This is a genomic window from Streptomyces phaeochromogenes (assembly GCF_001418655.1).
GTDB lineage: Bacteria > Actinomycetota > Actinomycetes > Streptomycetales > Streptomycetaceae > Streptomyces > Streptomyces phaeochromogenes.
Genome location: NZ_LIQZ01000086.1, coordinates 847 through 20,447, shown reverse-complemented (window position 1 = coordinate 20,447; position 19,601 = coordinate 847). Strand labels below are relative to the sequence as shown.

At 71.9% G+C, this 19,601-nt stretch carries 18 protein-coding genes; 10 read left to right on the top strand and 8 right to left on the bottom strand.

Annotated features, from left to right (window positions below):
- Positions 1 to 89 precede the first annotated feature (89 nt).
- Positions 90 to 695, top strand: a complete 606-nt coding sequence (locus AOK17_RS12355) for a sulfite oxidase-like oxidoreductase (protein ID WP_055612462.1) — start codon at positions 90 to 92, stop codon at positions 693 to 695.
- A gap of 7 nt (positions 696 to 702) precedes the next feature.
- The gene (locus AOK17_RS12350) at positions 703 to 1,479 is read left to right on the top strand and encodes a ferredoxin reductase (protein ID WP_055612461.1); all 777 of its coding nucleotides are present in this window, start codon (positions 703 to 705) and stop codon (positions 1,477 to 1,479) included.
- A 46-nt stretch (positions 1,480 to 1,525) separates the two neighbouring features.
- Here the strand turns inward: AOK17_RS12350 and AOK17_RS12345 are convergent, their stop codons facing one another.
- A complete protein-coding gene (locus AOK17_RS12345; RefSeq protein WP_055612460.1) occupies positions 1,526 to 2,413 on the bottom strand; it encodes a universal stress protein in 888 nt (295 codons plus the stop codon).
- Positions 2,414 to 2,719: 306 nt separating this feature from the next.
- On the opposite strand from AOK17_RS12345, the gene AOK17_RS12340 reads away from it, so the two are divergent.
- Positions 2,720 to 3,304: an Rv1733c family protein gene (locus tag AOK17_RS12340; RefSeq protein ID WP_055612459.1), complete on the top strand. Its 585-nt coding sequence runs from the start codon at positions 2,720 to 2,722 to the stop codon at positions 3,302 to 3,304.
- Between the two features lie 102 nt (positions 3,305 to 3,406).
- On the opposite strand, the gene AOK17_RS12335 is transcribed toward AOK17_RS12340, so the two are convergent.
- Entirely contained in the window at positions 3,407 to 4,765 is a 1,359-nt protein-coding gene (locus AOK17_RS12335) for an 8-oxoguanine deaminase (protein ID WP_055612458.1), read from the bottom strand.
- Between the two features lie 112 nt (positions 4,766 to 4,877).
- Here AOK17_RS12335 and AOK17_RS12330 point away from each other — a divergent pair, with 112 nt between their 5' ends.
- The 3 genes from AOK17_RS12330 to AOK17_RS12320 all read left to right on the top strand — a co-directional run bounded on the left by AOK17_RS12330 (position 4,878) and on the right by AOK17_RS12320 (position 7,690).
- Complete coding sequence (locus AOK17_RS12330) at positions 4,878 to 5,846, top strand: acetylxylan esterase (protein ID WP_055612457.1); 969 nt, start codon at positions 4,878 to 4,880, stop codon at positions 5,844 to 5,846.
- A 10-nt stretch (positions 5,847 to 5,856) separates the two neighbouring features.
- Entirely contained in the window at positions 5,857 to 6,261 is a 405-nt protein-coding gene (locus AOK17_RS12325) for a nuclear transport factor 2 family protein (protein ID WP_055612456.1), read from the top strand.
- Positions 6,262 to 6,535: 274 nt separating this feature from the next.
- Positions 6,536 to 7,690 carry a serine hydrolase domain-containing protein gene (locus tag AOK17_RS12320; protein ID WP_055612455.1) on the top strand — a complete coding sequence of 385 codons (1,155 nt, stop codon included), beginning with the start codon at positions 6,536 to 6,538 and terminating at the stop codon, positions 7,688 to 7,690.
- A gap of 30 nt (positions 7,691 to 7,720) precedes the next feature.
- Here the strand turns inward: AOK17_RS12320 and AOK17_RS12315 are convergent, their stop codons facing one another.
- Positions 7,721 to 8,701: a sensor histidine kinase gene (locus AOK17_RS12315; RefSeq protein WP_055612454.1), complete on the bottom strand. Its 981-nt coding sequence runs from the start codon at positions 8,699 to 8,701 to the stop codon at positions 7,721 to 7,723.
- A gap of 27 nt (positions 8,702 to 8,728) precedes the next feature.
- Positions 8,729 to 9,616, bottom strand: coding sequence for an MEDS domain-containing protein (locus AOK17_RS12310; RefSeq protein ID WP_079052968.1), 888 nt, complete (start codon positions 9,614 to 9,616; stop codon positions 8,729 to 8,731).
- Between the two features lie 171 nt (positions 9,617 to 9,787).
- Here AOK17_RS12310 and AOK17_RS12305 point away from each other — a divergent pair, with 171 nt between their 5' ends.
- Both AOK17_RS12305 and AOK17_RS12300 read left to right on the top strand, forming a co-directional pair.
- Complete coding sequence (locus AOK17_RS12305; protein WP_055612452.1) at positions 9,788 to 11,860, top strand: ATP-binding protein; 2,073 nt, start codon at positions 9,788 to 9,790, stop codon at positions 11,858 to 11,860.
- Between the two features lie 216 nt (positions 11,861 to 12,076).
- Positions 12,077 to 12,898 (top strand): alpha/beta fold hydrolase, encoded by an 822-nt coding sequence (locus AOK17_RS12300; RefSeq protein WP_055612451.1) that lies wholly within the window; start codon positions 12,077 to 12,079, stop codon positions 12,896 to 12,898.
- A 51-nt stretch (positions 12,899 to 12,949) separates the two neighbouring features.
- On the opposite strand, the gene corA is transcribed toward AOK17_RS12300, so the two are convergent.
- From corA to AOK17_RS12280, 4 genes are all read right to left on the bottom strand, one after another.
- Positions 12,950 to 14,032, bottom strand: coding sequence for a magnesium/cobalt transporter CorA (gene corA, locus AOK17_RS12295; protein WP_055612450.1), 1,083 nt, complete (start codon positions 14,030 to 14,032; stop codon positions 12,950 to 12,952).
- Between the two features lie 143 nt (positions 14,033 to 14,175).
- Complete coding sequence (lysA, locus tag AOK17_RS12290) at positions 14,176 to 15,513, bottom strand: diaminopimelate decarboxylase (RefSeq protein WP_055612449.1); 1,338 nt, start codon at positions 15,511 to 15,513, stop codon at positions 14,176 to 14,178.
- Positions 15,514 to 15,533: 20 nt separating this feature from the next.
- Positions 15,534 to 15,917 carry an SAV_915 family protein gene (locus tag AOK17_RS12285; RefSeq protein ID WP_055612448.1) on the bottom strand — a complete coding sequence of 128 codons (384 nt, stop codon included), beginning with the start codon at positions 15,915 to 15,917 and terminating at the stop codon, positions 15,534 to 15,536.
- Between the two features lie 340 nt (positions 15,918 to 16,257).
- A complete protein-coding gene (locus tag AOK17_RS12280) occupies positions 16,258 to 16,671 on the bottom strand; it encodes a VOC family protein (RefSeq protein ID WP_055612447.1) in 414 nt (137 codons plus the stop codon).
- Between the two features lie 229 nt (positions 16,672 to 16,900).
- On the opposite strand from AOK17_RS12280, the gene AOK17_RS12275 reads away from it, so the two are divergent.
- Positions 16,901 to 18,940, top strand: coding sequence for an amino acid permease (locus AOK17_RS12275; RefSeq protein WP_055612446.1), 2,040 nt, complete (start codon positions 16,901 to 16,903; stop codon positions 18,938 to 18,940).
- A 199-nt stretch (positions 18,941 to 19,139) separates the two neighbouring features.
- Positions 19,140 to 19,601, top strand: a 462-nt coding sequence (locus tag AOK17_RS51245) for a hypothetical protein (RefSeq protein WP_169801914.1), incomplete at its 3' end; no start/stop codon positions are given.

Genomic DNA, 19,601 nt, shown 5'->3' with positions numbered 1-19,601 from the left:
GGAAGGGGCTTCCGGCCGGGCCCGGTACCGTGGAGGGCGTACGCAACGATCAAGGGCCGCCGTCCGGCCGGCCTGGAGGCACCTCCCACATGAACGTCACCCGAGGCTTCACCGGGCGCCCGCGCGTCCGGAACGACGGGCTCCCGCCCGGCCAGTACGACGCGGGCGACGACTGGCCCGTCCTGTCCGCGGAGGTCACACCGGACCTGACGCCCGCGGAGTGGACGTTCACCGTCGACGGCCTGGTCGCCGAACCGCGCACCTGGACCTGGGACGAGGCGCACGCGCTGCCGCCGTCCGCGTACGAGGGCGACATCCACTGTGTGACGAGCTGGTCGAAGTTCGGGGTGCGCTTCGGAGGTGTGTCGCTGGACGCGTTCCTCGACGCGGTCCGCCCGGCGCCGGAGGCCACGCACGTCGTCGCGTACTCGCACACCGGCTACACCACGAACCTCCCCCTCGCGGATGTCACCGGCGGGCGCGCCTGGATCGTGTGGGAGTACGGGGACGGGCCGCTGCCCGCCGAGCACGGTGGTCCGGCGCGGCTGATCGTGCCGCATCTGTACTTCTGGAAGAGCGCCAAGTGGATCGCGGGCCTCAGGCTCCTGGACCACGACGAGCCGGGCTTCTGGGAGCAGAACGGCTACCACCACCGCGGCAACCCCTGGGAAGAGCAGCGCTACTCCGGTGACTGAGACCGCCATGTCCGTTACGGACTCCACGCCGTCGGCGGGCTTCACGCCGCCGACCCGCTTCGCCGTGCCGGGGCGGATCGCCGTGAGCAACCGCGCGGCGGCCACCTGGCAGCGCGCCACCCTCACCGAGGTCCGCCGGGAGACCCCGCACGCGGCGACCTTCCGGTTCGCCGTGCCGGACTGGGAGGGCCATCTGCCCGGGCAGCACCTGATGCTGCGGCTCCGGGCGGGGGACGGCTATGTCGCCCAGCGGCACTACTCGATCGCCTCGCCGCCCGACGACACCGGGCACATCGAGCTCACCCTCGACCATGTCGACGGCGGTGAGGTGTCCGGCTGGTTCCACACGGTCGCCAAGCCCGGCGACGAGGTGGAGGTGCGCGGCCCGCTCAGCGGCTTCTTCGCCTGGCCGGGCGACCGGCCCGCCCTGCTCGTCGGCGCGGGCTCCGGCGTCGTACCGCTGATGTCGATGGTCCGCCACCATCGCGCGCGGGGGCTGTCGGTGCCGCTGCGGCTGCTGGTGTCGGCTCGCGGTCCCGAGGAACTGATCTACGCGTCGGAGTACGGCGCCGAGACCGCACCCGTGTTCACCCGCACCGCGCCGGAGGGCGTGCCGGTGGGACGTGTGTCGGCCGCACATGTGGCGGCGCTCCTGGCCGACCGGCCCGAAGGTGGGTGGGAGGCCTATGTGTGCGGTTCGAACGGGTTCGCCGAGCATGCCTCGCGGCTGCTGGTGGACGCCGGCCAGCCGGTGGACCGTATCCGGATCGAGCGCTTCGGCTGATCGGCCCGAGACGTGTGGCCGGCCCGACGCGCGCGGTCGGCCTCTCTCAGGGATGGGGCACGACGGCGACCGGGCATGTGGAGTGGTGGACCAGGGAGCGCGCCGCGCGGCCCAGGCCCGGGCCGGCCGAGGCGCGGCGGCCGATGACCAGCAGCCCCGCCCGGGCGGACGCCTGCAGCAGATGGTGCCCGGCGTGCCCGTGGGCCACGCGCTCGGTGACCTCGGTCTCCGGGTACTTGTGGCGCCACGGTCGCAGAGTCACCGCCAGGGAACGGCATTTGGCGTCCTCCTGCTCGGCCGTGTCACCGGGCGTCCGACCGCCGTCGAGGTAGCCCCGCCGCGGGGCCGGCGTCCAGGCGTGCACGACGTGCAGCGGTGCCGAACGGACCGTGGCGGTGTCGAAGGCGTGGCCGATGAGGTCGTCGGCGGGGTGGGCGAGGTCGAGACCGAGCACCACCGGCAGGTACGGGGCCCTGGCCGGCGGGGTGGTCCCGTCGACCGGCATCCGCTCGTCCTCGGGGAGTTCGCCCGCGCGCACCAGCACCACCGGGCGTTCGGCCCGTGCGGCCACGGCGAGCGCGACCGAGCCGACCAGGAATCCGGCGAAACCGCTGAAGCCCCGCGAGCCCAGGACCAGGGTCTCCGACTCCGCGGCGGCGGTGACCAGCGCCGGGACGGCAGGTGTGTCGGTGCGGCGGGCGATGATGTCCAACGCCGGGTGGCCGTACGAGAGTTGGACGGCGGCCCGGTCGAGGGTGGTGCGGACGGGCGCGCCGCCCGGGGGCCGTGCGGGTGCGGCGGGTTCGTCCCCGGCGTGCAGCAGCCGCAGGGCGACCCCGCGTCGCTCGGCCTCGCGGGCCGCCCAGTCGGCGGCGTCGAGACTCGCGCGGGAGCCGTCGATGCCGACGGTGACGGTCCGGGTGTCCTTGTTCATGGCTCGTACCTTTCGAAGCTCATGCCTCCTGCCTTTCGCCCGTGTGTCTCGGGGTACCCCTCTCGCGTGTCTCGCGGATGCCCTCGCGGTGATCGCCACCCCGGTCGCACACACGACTTCCCGGTCACACACACGACGCGGGTTCCACACCGGGCGCGGATCAGTCGTGGGCGGCTGGCGAAGACGCCCGACCAAGAGGACGGTGGAAGGTGGGCGGGGTACGCCGGTGAGGGTGTGACGAGAGGCGGTAACGGTCACGAGCGGTGTCGGGAGGCGCGAGCGGTCGAGCGGTGAGGAGGCCGGGAGATGCGGACGCGGATTCGGGGCTGGCGTTGGCGGCGCAATCCGCTGCGGCGCCGCTCGGACGTGGTGGAGGCGTGGACCGCGCTGTGTGTCGCGGTCCTGCTGTGCGTCGGCGGCCCGCTGGCCGGGATCGCCGCTGGCTGGTGGGCGTACGACGGAGCGCGGACCAGGGCCGAGGAACAGCGCGCCCAACGGCACCGGGTGCCCGCCGAGGTCACCGAGCACGCGCCCGCCGCGGTGCCGACCTCCGAGGGCGAAGCCCAGCCGACCTACCGGGTGACCGTCCGCTGGACCGAACCGGGCGAGCAGCCGCGTACGGACAAGGCCCGGGTACCCGCCGGGACCCGCAGCGGCGACCGCACGTACATCTGGCTGGACGACCGGGGCCGGGTCGTCCCCGCCCCCGCGGACGGCACCGCCGTGTGGCAGCACACGCTGTCGGCGGGCGCCTGCGGCACGGCTCTGTTCGCGGGCGGTGTCCTGGCCGGGTACGCCGTCGTACGGCGGGTCGCCGCACGTCATCGCCTCGCCGAGTGGGAACAGGAGTGGGCGTACACGGGGCCCGAGTGGCGGCGTCACTGCACCTGAGCGGATCCGCACCGGCTGGTGCCGGGTGTGCCGGTGCCCGGTGAGCCGGTGCCAGTGGCCGTACCCAGTGGGTGGCGCCCGGTGATCGAAAAGCGTCAGGCGTCAGCCGAGGCGCTGCATGCTCCGTGCGATGCGCCCGTGCTCCCGCAGCGCGTCACGCAGTCCGGGCAGTACCGGCTCGCCCCGGTCGACGAGGACTCGGCCGCCGACCACCGTGGTCCAGGCGCGGCCGGGCCCGCAGCGCAGCCAGGCCTCGACGGGGTCGCTCAGCGCGCCCGCGAGCGCGACCTCGTGCAGGTCCCAGACGACCAGGTCGGCGCAGGCGCCCGGCCGCAGATGCCCCAACTCGTCCGCGCGGCCCAGGCATTGGGCGGAGCCGCGGGTCGCGATGTCGAGAGCGTCACGGGCGGTCATCGCGCCGGGCCCGCCCCGATAGCGGCCGAGCAGGAGCGCGCCGCGGGTCTCCATCCACAGCGAGGCGTGGTCCGTGGAGGCGGAGCCGTCGCAGCCGATACCGACCGGCAGGCCCAGCTCGCGCATCTCCCGCACGCGGGCGGTGCCGCCGCCGATGAGCATGTTGGAGCTGGGGCAGTGCGCCACCCCGACCCCGGCTCCGGCGAGGCGCCGCAGTTCGGCGTCGTTCGGGTAGATGCAGTGCGCGACCCAGCTGCGGTCGCTCAGCCAGCCCGTGTCCTCGAAGTACTCGACGGGCCGGCAGCCGTACGTCTCCAGGCAGTACGTGTCCTCGTCGCGGTCCTCGGCGAGATGCGTGTGCAGTCGTACGTCGTACCGTTCGGCGAGTTCCGCGGTCGCCGTCATCAGTTCCTTGGTGACCGAGAACGGCGAGCAGGGGGCGAGCGCGACCCGGACGAGCGCGCCCGGCTGCGGGTCGTGGTGGGCCTTGATCAGCCGCTCGCTGTCGGCAAGGACCTCGTCCTCGGTCTGCGTAACACTCCTCGGCGGCAGTCCCCCGTCCTCCACGGACCGGGTCATCGAGCCGCGGGTGGCGTGGAAGCGGAACCCGATGTCCCGCGCGGCACGGATCTCGGCGTCCACGAGACGCGGGCGCGGATGTACGTAGAGGTGGTCCGAGGAGGTCGTACAGCCGCCCATCAGCAGCTCGGTCATGCCGACGTACGCCGACACGTAGACGGCCTCCTCGTCGAGGGCGGCCCACAGCGGGTACAGCGTGGTGAGCCAGTCGAAGAGGGAGCCGTTCACCGCGGGCGCGTAGGAGCGGGTGAGGTTCTGGTAGATGTGGTGGTGCGTGTTGATCAGTCCGGGGGTGACGATCCGGCCGGCCGCGGACACCTCCGAGCGGGCCTCCGGCTCGGCCCCGGGACCGCCGACGGCGGCGACCCGGCCGTGCGTGACGGCCACCCAGCCGCCCGGGATCTCCCGTTCCCCGTCCACGACGAGCAGTTCGGCGTCCTTGACCAGCAGGTCCACGGCAGGCGGCATGGCGTCATCGTAGCCAGGACGGGCCGGCCCGCGGAGGAGGTCTGGCGGCCCTCCGGCCACCCCCGTACGGTGTGATCATCCGCACCCTTATTCGTAGCAAAGGCGGTCTTCCATGGCCTTGTTCGACCTTCCTCTCGATCAGCTCCGGACCTATCGCAGCGCGTCCGTGGAGCCCGAGGACTTCGACGCCTTCTGGGGCAAGACACTCCAGGAGGCGCGCGAGCACGGTCTGGACGCCCGCTTCGAACCCGTCGAGGCGCATCTGAAGAACGTGAAGGTCTTCGACGTCACGTTCGCCGGGTTCGGCGGCCACCCGGTGAAGGGCTGGCTGACGCTTCCGGCCTGGGCGAACACACCGTTGCCGACGGTCGTCGAGTACATCGGCTACGGCGGCGGACGCGGCCTCGCGCATACGCATCTGCTGTGGGCCTCGGCGGGCTTCGCGCACTTCGTGATGGACACGCGGGGGCAGGGCGGCGCCTGGGGCGGCGGCGGTGACACGCCGGACCCGGTGGGCAGCGCGCCCGCGTATCCCGGGTTCATGACGCGGGGCGTCGACGCTCCCGAGAACTACTACTACCGGCGGGTGTTCACCGACGGGGTACGGGCCGTGGAGGCGGCCCGCTCGCACGAGTTCGTCGACTCCGAGCGCGTCGCCGTGGTCGGTTCGAGCCAGGGCGGCGGCATCTCGATTGCGGTGGGCGGACTGGTTCCGGACCTCTCGGCGGTCGCGCCCGACGTGCCGTTCCTGTGCGACTACCCGCGCGCGACGACGCTCACGGACCGCGATCCGTACCGGGAGATCGGCAACTACCTCAAGACGCACCGCGGTCGCACCGAGCAGGTCCTGCGCACGCTCTCCTACTTCGACGGCGTGCACTTCGCCGCACGCGGCCGGGCACCCGCCCTGTTCTCCGCGGCTCTGGAGGACCAGACCTGCCCGCCGTCGACGGTCTTCGCGGCCTTCAACGCGTGGGGACACGACGACAAGGCGATCGAGGTGTACGACTTCAACGACCACGAGGGCGGCGGCCCGTTCCAGGAGGCCGTGAAGCTGGCCTGGCTGCCCCAGCGCTTCTGAGGCGGCCGGAATGGAGGCGCGCGAGGCGGCCGAGCGGTTCGTCCGGGTGTGGGAGCGGGCCTGGGCGCAGCACGACGTGGACGCGCTGCTGGCGCTGTACGCCGAGGGGTGCGTCCACCGGTCGATGCCGTTCCGCGAGCCGCATCGCGGGCGGGACGAACTCGCCGCGTATCTTCGCTGGTCGTTCGCCGACGAGCGGGTTGTCGATGTGCGGTTCGGGGCGCCGGTGATCGGCGAACACGGTGTGGCTGTCGCCGAGTTCAGGGTCTTCGCCGAGGAGGGCGAGGGTCCGTCGACGCTGGCCGGGTGTGTCTTCGTGCGCTTCGACGCGGAGGGCCTCGCCGTGGAGGCGCGGGACTACTGGCACTCCGTGCCGGGGCATCAGGAGCCGGCGGGGTCGCTGTTTCTTGGCTGAACGCCCCTGGCCCCCCGGGAGGGGAAGAGGGGCGCCGGGCCGTTGGAGGGCTGCGGACCTGCTGTGGGGCCGGCCGCGCCCTCGCGGCGGAGCCGCACATCGATACAGCCCCGCGCCCCTGAAGGGCCGGTGATCGGCCGGTGCCTTGCAGGTCTCGGTCGGCTTCTGTTGCGCGTGTTGCCCAGACCCTTCCGGCCGGTCCGACCAGTCGGTATGTTCGGGTGGCCAGGGTGTACTCGTGCACCCCGGCCACCCGGCGGACGACGGAGGAGCCATGTCCCAGGTTCAGGGTCGGTGCGAGACGCGCTTCGAGGCGGTGCGGGCCGCGTTCGAGGAGAACTTCCGGGAGCGCGACGAGCTGGGCGCGGCCGTGGCCGTCACGGTGGACGGCGAGACCGTGGTCGACCTGTGGGGCGGCTGGGCGGACTCCGCCCGGACACGCGCGTGGGAGCGGGACACACTGGTCAACGTGTGGTCGACCACGAAGGGTCCGACAGCGCTGTGTGCGCACATCCTGGCCGACCGCGGGCTGCTCGACCTGGACGCGCCGGTGGCCACGTACTGGCCGGAGTTCGCGGCGGCGGGCAAGGAGTCGGTGCTCGTACGGCATCTGCTGTCGCACCGGGCGGGTCTGGCCGGTCTGCGGGAGCCGCACTCGCTCGAGCAGTCCCTCGACTGGGAGCTGACCACGAAGCGGCTCGCGGCGACGGAGCCCTGGTGGGAGCCGGGGACGGCCTCGGGCTACCACGCCTTCACGTACGGCTTCCTGGTCGGTGAAGTGGTGCGGCGCGTCTCGGGGTTGCTGCCGGGCGCGTTCCTGGAGCGGGAGGTGACCGGGCCGCTCGGCATCGACTTCACCATCGGGCTGCCGGAGAAGGAGGCCGGGCGCGCGGCCGAGCTGGTGCATCCGCCGGCCGCCTCGTCCAGTGAACAAGCCGCGATCTTCAGCCAGTTGACGCCGGTGGCGTTGGCCGCCCTGGCCAATCCCTTGCTGGGCGCGGCCGAGGCCAACACCGCGGCGTGGCGGGCCGCGGAGATGCCGGCCGCCAACGGACACGGCACCGCCCGCGCGGTCGCCGCGCTGTACGGGATCTTCGCCGGGCGCGGGTCGTACGGCTCGCAGCGTGTCCTCTCCGCGGAGGCCGCCGAGCGGGTCCGTGAGGGACAGGGCGCATGCCGGGACCTGGTCCTCGGGGCCGGTTTCGAAAGCGAGACGGAGATCGGCCTGGGCCTCTGGCTCAGCGGCCCGGGCCGCTCCTACGGCCCGAATCCGAGGGCTGTCGGACATGACGGCTTCGGCGGTTCCTGTGGTCTCGCCGACCCGGAGACGGGCGTCTCGCTGGGCTATGTCATGAACCGCATGGGCCCGCACATCGCCGACGACCCACGCAAGATGGCACTCGTCGACGCCCTCTACACCGCACTCTGAACACCCCGCGAATTCGGCCCCTCGCTCCCGTCACAGGACTGCGCTTCTCCCGAAGTACAGGCGTACGACGGAGCCCGTGGGGTCCAGCGTCTGAGTGGCCAGGTCGCTCAACTGCCGTACCACCCACATCCCGTGGCCATTCGCGGCACTCGGGTCGGGTGGCAGATGTCCCGGGAACTGCGGGGGCGGGGGCGGTGCCGATGGCGCGGCCGGCGTGCCGGGGTCGGAGATCTCGCAGATCACGTACTCGGAGTCGCTGCGCAGCCGCAGGACACCCCGGCCGCCTCCGTGGCGCACGGAGTTGACCACCGTCTCGTGCACCGCGGTCACGATGTCGTGCGTCAACTGCTCGGACACCCCCAGGCCACGGGCGTACGCGGAGACCGCGCGCCGCACGTGTGCCGACCGGCCCCGCGCGAAGGGAACGTCGTCGCGTCCCGCTGGGAGTACCGGCGGCCGAGTCGTGTCGCACTCGGCGTAGAAGTCGGCCGGGTCCACATAGCGACCGCAGTGTGCCGACTGCCTTGGACCCAGGGCGAGTTCGGGGTGGGTGCGGACCGCCGATCGGATGATGCCGACCGGGAGGGCGCGGGTGTCGTAGGGGCAGAGGATCCAGTGGCCGGTGCCCGCGAAGGCGATGTTGAGCAGGGACTCGTAGCGCATCCACTCCCGGACCTCCAAGGCCGTACGGTCCGACCAGACGGGCTCGCCGATGACCCGGATCCCGCGCGGGCGGCCGGTCGCGTCCGTGTAGTGCGCGGCGCAGTAGGCGTTGTAGCGGCCCAGGGTGCGGGAGGGACTGCCGTACCAGTCGTTCGCGTCGACGAACTCGACCTCCTCGGAGCGATCGCCGAGCGCCTCGTCGAGGAGGCCGATGTTGTGGGACGCGACGACGGCGAGGACGGTGTCGCCGGCGTCCAGGCCGTCGCGGGCGAAGGTGAGCGTCCCGTCGAGGAACTCGTCGTCCGAGCCGTAGCAAAGCGCCTGGTGGACGAACCGCGTACGGCTCACGGGCGCCGCTCCTTCCGCCAGGTCCTCTTACAGATCCGACTGCTCTACGACCAGCCCGGGCACCCGGTCCCAGCCGGTGACCCGCATCAGCCGCTGGATGTGCGGGGCGACGCCGTGCAGGACGAGGGTGCCGCCGGACGCGGACAGGGCGCCGCCCGCGAAGACCAGCAGGCGCAGCGCGCCGACGTCGATGAAACGCAGGTCGCGCAGGTCGATCCGGGTGCGCACCCCGTTCACCGGGCGGGCGCGGGCGCGGGCCGTCTCGGCGTGCAGGGCGCGGGCCAGGGCGGTCACGTTCGTGTCGTCGACCTCTCCGGCGAGCGCGAGACCTGGCGGGGCGAAGGTGCGGGTGATGGAGAGCAGTTCGTCGTGCCAGACGAGGTCGGCGGCGACCCGGCCGTGGTGCAGTCCGTCGAGAGGGGCCAGCTCGCCCTCGTCGAAGACACGGCGGTCGTACTGGCAGATGCCGAGGACCGGCAGGGACGCGAAGACGGGTTCGAGGAGGAGTTCGCTGTCGTGCAGCGTCTTGAGGCCCTTGCCCGCCTGGCCGCGCATGATCTCCATGCTGACGCGCAGGCCGAGGTAGCCGTCACCGACCGCGCGGCGCGTCTCGCGGCGGATCACCTCGTCCAGGTCCCACAGGCCGTCGGGGGTCGCGAGGTGCGGGTCCACGCTCAGCCGTCCGGCGGCGAGTTCGTCGTCGACGGCGCAGCCGCGGGACTCCAGGAAGGTGAGGGCGAGGTCGGCCGGCAGATCGGCCGGGCCCAGCACCAGCCCGCGGTGGCCGCTGGCCAGCCCGTCCAGGAGGAACGCGGCGACCACGGTCTCGCGCTCCTCGTCCGCTTCGTAGCCCAGGAGCAGATGGTCCCCGGCGCGCATCTCTCCGACTGCTCTGGGTGCGGGCACGGTGTCCATCCCCCGCACCTCCCAAGGTCACCACTCGGCGTGCCGGGACGCATCCACGCTACGCCCAATACGGCCTCGGCGTGAGGGCGACGGCCCGAATACCGGTCACCCGGACAGGTGTCGGACACGGGCGTTCCCGGGCGTTAGGGTGACCGCCATCGGTCGGGTGAGGGGGGAGCGATGGCGGCCTCGGTGCGCAACGGCAGGACCGGCAATCTCCCCGCCGAACCCAACACCTTCATCGGCCGCAAATCCGAACTGGCCGAAATATCAGCCCTGTTGGGGACCGCGCGGCTCGTCACCCTCACCGGCCCCGGAGGCGTCGGCAAGTCACGGCTGGCGCTGCGGGCCGCGCACGCCGTGAGGGCCGCCTTCCCCGGCGGCGTGTGGCTGGTGGAACTGTCCGACCTCAAGAACCCCGACCTCCTCACGAACGCCCTGGCCGAGGCGACCCGGCTGACCGAGCAGACTCTGCGCCCGCTCCTGGAGGCCGTCTACGAGCATCTCGACGACGGTCCGCTGCTGCTCCTCCTGGACACCTGCGATCACGTACTGGACGAGTGCGCGCGTGTCGTCCAGGAACTCCTCGCACACGTACCGGAGTTACGTGTTCTGGCCACCAGCCGGCAGCCACTGGGCGTGGCCGGCGAGCATCTGCTGTCCGTGACCCCGCTGCCACTCGGCGAACGCGACGACGCGGTGGCGCTGTTCGCGGCCCGCGCGGCAGCCGCCGTGCCGTCGTTCGCTCTGACCGACGCCAACCGGGCCGGCGTGGCGGCGGTCTGCGCCCGCCTCGACGGGATCCCGCTGGCCCTGGAACTGGCCGCGGTGCGGCTGCGCGGCTTCGCCCTCGACCGGCTCCTGGCAGGCCTCGACTCCCGGTTCGACCTGCTCGTCTCCCCCGCCCGGCCGCGGCTCGCGCGGCACCAGACGCTGCGTACGGCGATCGGCTGGAGCCATGAGCTGTGCACCCCGCTGGAGCGGCTGCTGTGGGCCCGCCTTTCGGTGTTCGCGGGCGGCTGGGACGTGGAGGCGGCCGAATTCGTGTGCCACGGCGGGCCGTTGGACGCCGAGGAGATCCTGGCGCTGCTCGCGTCGCTCACCGAGAAGTCGATCGTGACGCGCGAGGGCGACGGTGTGGCCGGGCGCTACCGCATGCTCGACACGGTCCGCACCTTCGGCGCCGAATGGCTCGAAGGCCTCGGCGAGCAGGACGCCGTACGCGGCCGTCACCGTGACTACTTCCGCTGGATCGCTCGCCAGGGCCAGGCCGAGTGGCTGGGCCCGGGCCAGCGGATGTGGGCCGAGCGGCTGAGCGTGGAGCACGCCAACCTGCGGGTCGCTCTGGAGGAGTGCCTGATGGCACCGGAGCCCGAGTCGGCGCTCGAACTCGCGGGCACGCTCTGGTACTTCTGGTTCGCCTGCGGCTTCGCCGAGGAGGGCCGCGGCCATCTGGAGCGCGCGCTGCGGCGGGCGCACGACGGCGGCCCCGAGCACACGCTGGCGACCTGGGCACACCGGCTGGTCACCGTGGTGCCGGACGACCTGGACGCCGCCGAGTCGGTGAGCGCGGCATATGTGTGGCTCGCCGAGGAACGCCAACTTCCCGTGCCCGCACTGCCGTTGACCGGGGCGAGTCTCGCGGTGCGCGGCGAGTCGGCACGGTCCGCGCTGCTGTACGGCAGCAGCACGCAGGGGCCCGGCGGCGGGGGCGGAGCGGAGTTCTTCCAGCTCCTCACGCTGGCGCTGCAGGCGTATCTCCTGGCGGGCCAGGGCGCGTTCGAGCGGTGTGCGGCGGTGGCCGAGCGCCTGCGCGCCGACTGCGCCAAGCGCGGTGAACTGTGGATGAGGGCCTGGGGCGACTTCTTCGTCGCCCTCGCCGGGATCGGGCTCGGACGGCCGGACGACGCGCTGGTCTCCGCGCGCGAGGCCCTGGCCGCCAAGTGGCGCGTCCACGACCGGCTCGGCGCCGCGGCCGTCGCCGACCTCCTGGTCGCCGCGGAGGCCTCCCGCGGCGAGCCCGAACGCGCCGCCCGCCTCCTGGGCGCGGGCACCCGCCTCTGGCACGCGGCCGGACTCCCCCAGCTCGGCGACAGCGGGACGACCGTCTTCCGCCGGGAGTACGCACGCCACCTCCGCAAGGCCCTCGGCGACACCGTCTTCGCCGAAGCGGTGAGCGAGGGACGGGAGTTGAGCCCGGAGGCGGCGATCCGGCTCGCACTGGACGGCGTCCTCGACGAACCGGATCTCTGAGCGGCACCGGAACTCTGAGAGACACCCGGACCCGGGCCTCCGAGAGACAACGGTCCGAGAATGCCGTCACGTGACGGATGGCAGGCGTGCCGTGCCGGACTAACGTCGAAGGCACGTCCGAAACGGCCGCCGAGATGCCGAACCGGGCCCACTCGCTCACCATCGACAAGGGGCCACCTGCAGAGATCCAGAACGTGCGAAAGGAAAGGCACCCCCATGGGAACCTTCACCACCAGCGACGGAACCGAGATCTTCTACAAGGACTGGGGCACCGGACGGCCGGTCGTCTTCAGTCACGGCTGGCCCCTCAACGCGGACGCCTGGGACGGACAGGCCCGGCTGGTCGCCGGCAACGGCTTCCGTGCCGTCGCCCACGACCGTCGTGGTCACGGCCGCTCCGGTCAGCCGTGGCAGGGCAACCACATGGACCAGTACGCGGACGACCTGGCCGAGCTTCTCGACGAGCTCAACCTCACCGACGTGGTTCTGGTCGGCCACTCGACGGGCGGCGGCGAGGTGACCCGGTACGTCGGGCGCCACGGCACCGCGCGGGTCGCCAAGGTCGTGCTGCTGGGAGCCGTACCACCGCTGATGCTCAAGACGGACACCAACCCCGAGGGCAGCCCGCGGGAGGTCTTCGACGGCATCCGGGCCGGCGTCGAGGCGGACCGCTCGCAGTTCTACTGGGATCTCAGCGAGGCCTTCTACGGCTTCAACCGGCCCGGTGCCACGGTCTCGGAGGGCCTGCGCCGCTCGTTCTGGCTGTGGAGCATGCAGGTCGGGCTGAAGGCCGCGTACGACTGTGTCGAGCAGTTCTCCGAGCAGGACTTCACCGAGGACCTGGGGCGCATCGACGTACCGACGCTGGTCGCACACGGCGACGACGACCAGATCGTGCCCATCGCGGCTGCCGCCCCCAAGACGGCGCAGCTCGTCAAGGACGCCACCTTGAAGGTGTACCCGGGGGCTCCGCACGGCCTGGTCGGCGAGTACGAGAAGGCCTTCAACGCGGACCTGCTCGACTTCATCAGGAGCTGAGGCGGGTTCGTCGGGAGCCGAGGCCCGCGGTGATCGCTTCGCGGGCCCGGCTCAGAGCCAGCCGTTGCGCCGGAAGCCCCGGTGGATGACGAAGCAGAGGGTGGCGATGACGCCGAGGACCAGGGGGTAGCCGTACGTCCAGCGCAGTTCGGGCATGTGGTCGAAGTTCATGCCGTAGAGACCGCAGATCATGGTGGGGACCGCGACGATGGCGGCCCAGGCCGTGATCTTGCGCATGTCCTCGTTCTGGGCGACCGTGACCTGCGCGAGGTGGGCCTGGAGGATCGAGTCGAGCAGCCCGTCGAAGGCGTTGATCTGCTCGGTGGCACGGGCGAGATGGTCGGCGACGTCGCGGAAGTACGGCTGGATGTCCGGGGAGAGGGCCGCCGGCGGCTCGTGGGCGAGGATCTGCAGGGGACGGGCCAACGGGACCACGGCCCGTTTGAGCTCCAGGAGTTCCCGCTTGAGCTGGTAGATCTGTCCGGCGTCGCCGCGCGCGGTGTGCTCGGCGAAGACGGCGGTCTCGACGGCCTCTATGTCGTTCTGTACGGCGTCCGTGACCTCCAGATAGTCGTCGACCACGTGGTCCGCGATGGCGTGCAGGACGGCGGAAGGCCCCTTCGCGAGCTGGTCCGGCAGGCTCTCCAGGGCTTCGCGGAGCGGGCCCAGGGAGCCGTGGCTGCCGTGCCGGATGGTGATCACGAAGTCGCGGCCGATGAAGACCATCAGCTCGCCGGTGTCCACCACCTCGCTCGTCGCGGTGAGCCGCTCGTGCTCGACGTAGCGCACGGTCTTGAAGACGGCGAACAGCGTGTCGTCGTACCGCTCGACCTTCGGCCGCTGATGGGCGTGCACGGCGTCCTCGACGGCCAGCGGGTGGAGGCCGAAGAGCTTGGCGAGGCCCGCGAACTCCTCGTCCGTGGGCTCGTGCAGTCCGATCCAGACGAAGCCGCCCCGGCCCTTGCGGGCCCGCCGGATCGCCTCGTCCGGTGCCCAGTCGCCGGGCTGCCGTCCGCCCTCGCGGTAGACCACGCAGTTCACCACCGCGCTGCCGAGCGGGGAACGGGCGGGATGGCTGAGGTCCACGGTGCGGCGGTAGGCGCGGCGCACCGCTCTGCTCAGGTTGCTGATCATGGGCACGGGTCGGTCTCCTTCGGTGACCGGGTCAGTGTGCCACCGAATTCCGTTCGCTCCGCGTATGGGTCACCGGGCCGCTGACCGGGATGAACACCTCCGGGCGAGGACGGGCCGTCACCCGCCCGGTGGTGGGTCCCCGCCTACAGGCCGACGTCCCGGCTGCGGATGTCCTCCAGCGACTCCCGGCGGACCAGGAGCCGGGCGTGACCGCGGTCGACGGCGACCACGGGCGGGCGTCCGACGAGGTTGTAGCCCGAGGCCATGGAGAGGTGGTACGCACCGGCCACCGGCACGGCCAGCAGGTCGCCCGGGTGCACGTCACCGGGCAGCCGGACGTCCGAGGCGAGGATGTCGCCCGCCTCGCAGTGCCGGCCGACCACGGTCACCGGGGCCGGCTCCGCGGTGGAGTGGCGTCCGATCAGCCGGGGCGCGTACCGCACTCCGTACAGCGCGGGGCGCGGGTTGTCGCTCATCCCGCCGTCCACGGCCACGAAGGTGTGCTCGGCGGTCCGCTTCACCGCGAGCACGTGATAGAGCGCGAGGCCCGCCGGTCCGGCGATGGCGCGCCCGGGCTCGATCAGCAGCCGCGGCACCGGCAGCCCGGCGGCGGCGCAGCTCTCGACGAGTTCGGCGCGCACCCTGCGGGCCAGCGTGGTGAGGTCGAGTGCCTCCTCCCCCGGCCGGTAGGCGATGCCGTGACCGCCGCCCAGGTCCAGTTCGGGCAGTACGACACCGTGGGCGTCGCGCAGTCGGGCCATCAGCCCCACCATGCGTCGTACGGCCGCGAGATACGGCTTGACGCTGGTGATCTGCGATCCCAAGTGGCAGTGCAGGCCGGTGAGTTGCAGTTGCGGCTGGTCGAGGATGCGGGCGATGGCGTGCTGGGCGTAGCCGTCGGTGAGGGTCAGGCCGAACTTCTGGTCGTCCGTGCCCGTCCGGATCTTCTCGTGGCCGCCGGCGCTGATGCCGGGGACGACCCGCACCATCACCTTCTGGTGTCCGCCGGGGCCGACCGCCGCCGCGAGCCGTGCGATCTCCGAGGGGCTGTCGATCACTATGCGTCCGACGCCCAGGCGCAGCGCGCTCTCCAGGTCGTGCGGCGACTTGGCGTTGCCGTGCAACACGATCCGCTCGGGCGGGAAGCCGGTGGTGACGGCGAGTTCCAGCTCACCGGCGGAGCACACGTCCAGGCCGAGGCCCTCCTCCTCGACCCAGTGGGCCATGGCACGGCACAGGAACGCCTTGGCGGCGTAGAGGACTTCGGCCTCGGGGAAGGCGTCCCGGTAGGTGCGGCAGCGTGCGCGGACCTCGCCCTCGTCGAGCACGTAGACGGGAGTGCCGAAGCGGTCGGCGATCTCAGTGAGGGGTACGCCGCCGACGGTGAGGTCTCCCCGGTCGTGCCGGGCGGTGGAGGCGGGCCACACCGACAGGTCGTCGGAGGCGCGGGTGGTGACGGCGGGCTCGTGCAGAGTGGTCATCGCGGGTTCCCTTTCCGGCCTCAGACGGTCCGTACGGCCCGTACGGCGCGGGTGTTCGCCCCGCTCGCGCGCGGCACCTCGGCGGCCCGCGGCTCCCATGCGCGGGGCGCTGGTCCGGCCGGGGGTGCGGAGAACTGGGGGTCCACGGTGACCGTGGTGACGCCGAGCGGTTGGGTGAGGGCGCGGAGCACGGGCTCGGCGAGCCGGATCCAGGCCTGTCCGTCGCCGAGGGTGGCGGTCAACCGGTCCCTGCTGGTGAAGCCGACGGCGGTCCGGGCTCCGAGGGGTGTGCGGAACAGCCGGGTCGAGCATCCTGCTGGTCCCGGCCGGACGGGTACGTACAGGGGCCCGGCCGGGAACCGTTCTGAGGGCTCGGGGTCTTCGGCGCACACGAGGTCTGTCATGGGATGTCTCCTGGAGGATCCGGGTGGTGGGACGTGATGCCGCCCCGGCGCGGGGAGGCGAACCCGGGGCGTGCCACGAAGGTATGCCCCCTCCCGCCGGCTTCCCCGGCCGCCGACGCGCTTCATGACGGGATGCTGACGGCAAACCGCCACGGACTGACGGGACGCTGACGAGACGGCCCCCGGAGTAGGGCCTTCGTCCCTGTTCTTCGGGCCGCCCGGCGCCGGTGGCGGCCACGAGGCCACGACCACGGCCGCGGAAACGGCGAGGTCCCGCCGACCGTCGGGTCGGCGGGACCTGGGACGGGCGTCCGGGCCCGATTTCCTGCGGGTGGCCGGCTCAGCCCTGTGTCTCGGTGATGTTGACCATCCAGGGGATGCCGAACCTGTCCGTACACATGCCGAACACGTCGCCCCACATCTGCTTCTCCAGCGGCACCGCCACCGTGCCGTCGGCGGACAGCTTCTCCCAGTAGCCGCGCAGTTCGGCTTCGTCGTCACCGCTGAGGCTCACCGAGAAGTTGCCGCCCGGGGTGTACTTCATGCCCGGCGGGGTGTCGGCGCCCATCAGCGTGAACCCGCTCGGGGTCTCCAGCATGCCGTGCATGATCTTGTCCGCTTCGGGGCTGTCCGCCATACCGGACTCCCCGAAGGTGTTCAGCGCCAGGGTGCCGCCGAGGACCTCCTTGTAGAACTCCAACGCCTGCCGGGCGTCACCGTCGAAGCTGATGTACGGATTGAGGCGCGAGGCCATGAAAACCTCCCAGATCGGGCCAAACAATCAGATCTGCGCAGACTAGCGCGGGCCACTGACAACAGCCCGTCGTGACTGATGGGGGCGGCACGAAGGACAGGTGAACCCTGGGGGCCCGGCCCCGGCTCTTACGCCATCCGTAGCGATCTCGCCGGACCTGACGCCGTCCTGACGCCCTGCCGGGCAGGGCTCCCCGGGTTCGGACCGCTCCCGCGTTTACGCTCGCGCCGTGTTCAACGTGACCGGTCTGCTGAAACGCCTGGTGATCGGCCGGGCCAGGCGCAGCGAAGAGCTCCAGGGCACGCTGCTGCCCAAACGGCTCGCCCTGCCGATCTTCGCCTCCGACCCGCTGTCGTCGGTGGCGTACGCGACGCAGGAGATCCTGCTCGTGCTCACCCTCGGCGGGCTGGCGTACCTGCACTTCACGCCATGGATCGCGGTGGCGGTCGTGTCGCTGATGACGGTGGTGGTGCTCTCGTACCGCCAGGTGGTGTACGCCTACCCGAGCGGCGGTGGCTCGTACGAGGTGGTCTCCACGAATCTCGGCCCGTCGGCCGGTCTCGTGGTGGCGGCCTCGCTGCTCGTCGACTATGTGATGACGGTGGCCGTCTCCGTCGCCTCGGGGGTCGACAACATCATCTCGGCGATCCCCCAACTGGCCGAGTACCGCGTCCCGTTGGCACTGGCCTTCGTGGCGGTCCTGACCGCCATGAACCTGCGTGGCACCCGCGAGTCCGGGAACGCCTTCGCGGCGCCGACGTACCTGTTCATCGGCGGCGTACTGATCATGGTCGGGACCGGTCTGGTCCGCTATCTGCTCGGTGACGCGCCGGTCGCCGAGAGCGCGAAGTACGGCGTGACACCGGAGCCCGGGGACGTGAATCTCGCCGGGCTGGCACTGCTGATGCTGGTCCTGCGGGCCTTCTCGTCCGGCTGTACGGCGCTGACGGGCGTGGAGGCGATCTCCAACGGCGTACCGGCGTTCCGCAAACCCAAGTCGCAGAACGCGGCGGCCACGATGGTCGCGATGGGGGCCATCGCGATCGTCATGTTCGTCGGTGTCACGACACTCGCGATCGTCTCCAAGGTGCACATCACCGATGACGCCTGCCGGCTCACCGGCCTGGACGGCAACTGCGAGGACCATACGCAGCGCACGGTCATCGCACAGATCGCAGCCGCCGTGTTCGGCGGTGAGAACAGTGTCGGTTTCTACTTCATCCAGGCGGCCACCGCGCTGGTGCTGGTCCTCGCCGCGAACACCGCGTTCAACGGCTTCCCGCTGCTCTCCTCGATCCTCGCCCAGCACCGCTATCTGCCGCGTCAGCTGCACAACCGCGGCGACCGGCTCGCCTTCTCCAACGGCATCATGGCGCTCGCGGTCGTCGCCGGTCTGCTGCTGTGGGGCTTCCGGGCGAATGTCACGAACCTCATCCACCTCTACATCCTGGGCGTGTTCACCTCGTTCACGCTGTCGCAGACGGGCATGGTCCGGCACTGGAACGGCGAGCTGCGCGCCACGACCGACCCGGCGCTGCGGCGCCGCCACCACTCGGCGCGCGTGATCAACGCGCTGGGCGCGGTGGTCACCGGCCTCGTCCTGGTGATCGTGCTCGCCACGAAGTTCCTGCAGGGCGCGTGGCTCGCGGTGCTCGCCGCGATCGTGCTGTGGGTGATGATGCGGGGCATCCGCCGGCACTACGACGCCACCTCCGCGGAGCTCGCCGTGACGGACCCGCGCGAGGAACTCGTCCCGCCCTCAAGGGTGTTGGGCATCGTGCTGGTCTCGACACTGCACAAGCCGACGCTGCGGGCACTGTCGTACGCACGTGCCCTGCGGCCCGACCGGCTGGAGGCGCTGACGGTGTCGGTGGACCGCGACGAGGCACTCGCGCTGCGGGAGCGCTGGGAGGAGTACGGCATCGACGTGCCCCTCAAGGTCGTCGACTCGCCCTATCGCGAGGTGACGCGGCCGGTGGTCGGGTATGTGCGTTCGCTGCGGCGGGAGAGCCCGCGGGACGTCGTGGCGGTGTTCATCCCCGAGTACGTCGTCGGTCACTGGTGGGAGAACCTGCTGCACAACCAGTCCGCACTCTGGCTGAAGAGCCGTCTGCTGTTCACGCCCGGTGTGATGGTCATCAGCGTTCCCTGGCAGCTGAGCTCCTCGGCACACGCCGACCGGCCCACCGCCCGGGCACCGGGCTCGGTCCGCCGCGGCGAGCCCGCCTACCCGAAGGCACGCAAGGACAGCGACCTGAGCCGGCACTGACCGGCATCCCCCGCACCGGCCGCCCCACACCCGCATCCCCGCACCCGCATCTCCGCACCCGCGAAATGAGAACCACACAGTGACGGGTGGTTGCATTCCGGACGGGCGCCGTACGACACGCGTCAATTTCACCGGCCGGAGAGTCAGCGAAGCATCAAGTCGCTCCCACCGCGTGACGCGCGTGCCTACCGTCGCCGCCATGTCTCGACGTATCGAGGGGCCCGCGTCCGGTCGTTTCCCCGATGTGCCGGCGTACGACGACGGCACCTGGGTCCACGACCGCGCGTGGGCGGGCGAGGCGCGCTCGGCCGTGGGCTGTGCCGCGCTGATGCTGGGGCTGTTGCTGGTGTTCGACGCGGGCTCGGGACGCCTCACGGCGTTGCGGTTCCTGCTGTGGGGGACGCTGGCCTTCGCCCTGTTCGCCGTGCTGCTGCCCGCCCGCGTGTCGGCGTGCGAGGACGAGCTCGTGTGCCAGGGCCTGTTCGGGCACCGGTCCGTGTACACGGACCGGCTCGTGGCGGTGTGCCGCTCGGACGGAGTGGCCCAACGTCTCGTCCTGCGCGACGAGTTCGGCGGACGCGTCGAGTTCGATCCCCGGGTCCTGGTCGCCAACCCCGCGCTGTGGCGGCTCCTGGACGAGGGCGCGCGGGCCTCGGCGGCG

What these genes read in the sequence shown, in the direction of transcription:
- AOK17_RS12300 (WP_055612451.1), top strand. Translation starts at nt 12,077, where the DNA reads ATGGGAACCTTCACCACCAGCGACGGAACCGAGATCTTCTACAAGGAC.
- AOK17_RS12325 (WP_055612456.1), top strand. Translation starts at nt 5,857, where the DNA reads ATGGAGGCGCGCGAGGCGGCCGAGCGGTTCGTCCGGGTGTGGGAGCGG.
- AOK17_RS12355 (WP_055612462.1), top strand. Translation starts at nt 90, where the DNA reads ATGAACGTCACCCGAGGCTTCACCGGGCGCCCGCGCGTCCGGAACGAC.
- AOK17_RS12310 (WP_079052968.1), bottom strand. Translation starts at nt 9,616, where the DNA reads ATGGACACCGTGCCCGCACCCAGAGCAGTCGGAGAGATGCGCGCCGGG.
- AOK17_RS12320 (WP_055612455.1), top strand. Translation starts at nt 6,536, where the DNA reads ATGTCCCAGGTTCAGGGTCGGTGCGAGACGCGCTTCGAGGCGGTGCGG.
- AOK17_RS12285 (WP_055612448.1), bottom strand. Translation starts at nt 15,917, where the DNA reads ATGACAGACCTCGTGTGCGCCGAAGACCCCGAGCCCTCAGAACGGTTC.
- AOK17_RS12350 (WP_055612461.1), top strand. Translation starts at nt 703, where the DNA reads ATGTCCGTTACGGACTCCACGCCGTCGGCGGGCTTCACGCCGCCGACC.
- AOK17_RS12305 (WP_055612452.1), top strand. Translation starts at nt 9,788, where the DNA reads ATGGCGGCCTCGGTGCGCAACGGCAGGACCGGCAATCTCCCCGCCGAA.
- AOK17_RS12280 (WP_055612447.1), bottom strand. Translation starts at nt 16,671, where the DNA reads ATGGCCTCGCGCCTCAATCCGTACATCAGCTTCGACGGTGACGCCCGG.
- AOK17_RS12330 (WP_055612457.1), top strand. Translation starts at nt 4,878, where the DNA reads ATGGCCTTGTTCGACCTTCCTCTCGATCAGCTCCGGACCTATCGCAGC.
- lysA (WP_055612449.1), bottom strand. Translation starts at nt 15,513, where the DNA reads ATGACCACTCTGCACGAGCCCGCCGTCACCACCCGCGCCTCCGACGAC.
- AOK17_RS12335 (WP_055612458.1), bottom strand. Translation starts at nt 4,765, where the DNA reads ATGCCGCCTGCCGTGGACCTGCTGGTCAAGGACGCCGAACTGCTCGTC.
- AOK17_RS12345 (WP_055612460.1), bottom strand. Translation starts at nt 2,413, where the DNA reads ATGAACAAGGACACCCGGACCGTCACCGTCGGCATCGACGGCTCCCGC.
- AOK17_RS12340 (WP_055612459.1), top strand. Translation starts at nt 2,720, where the DNA reads ATGCGGACGCGGATTCGGGGCTGGCGTTGGCGGCGCAATCCGCTGCGG.
- corA (WP_055612450.1), bottom strand. Translation starts at nt 14,032, where the DNA reads ATGATCAGCAACCTGAGCAGAGCGGTGCGCCGCGCCTACCGCCGCACC.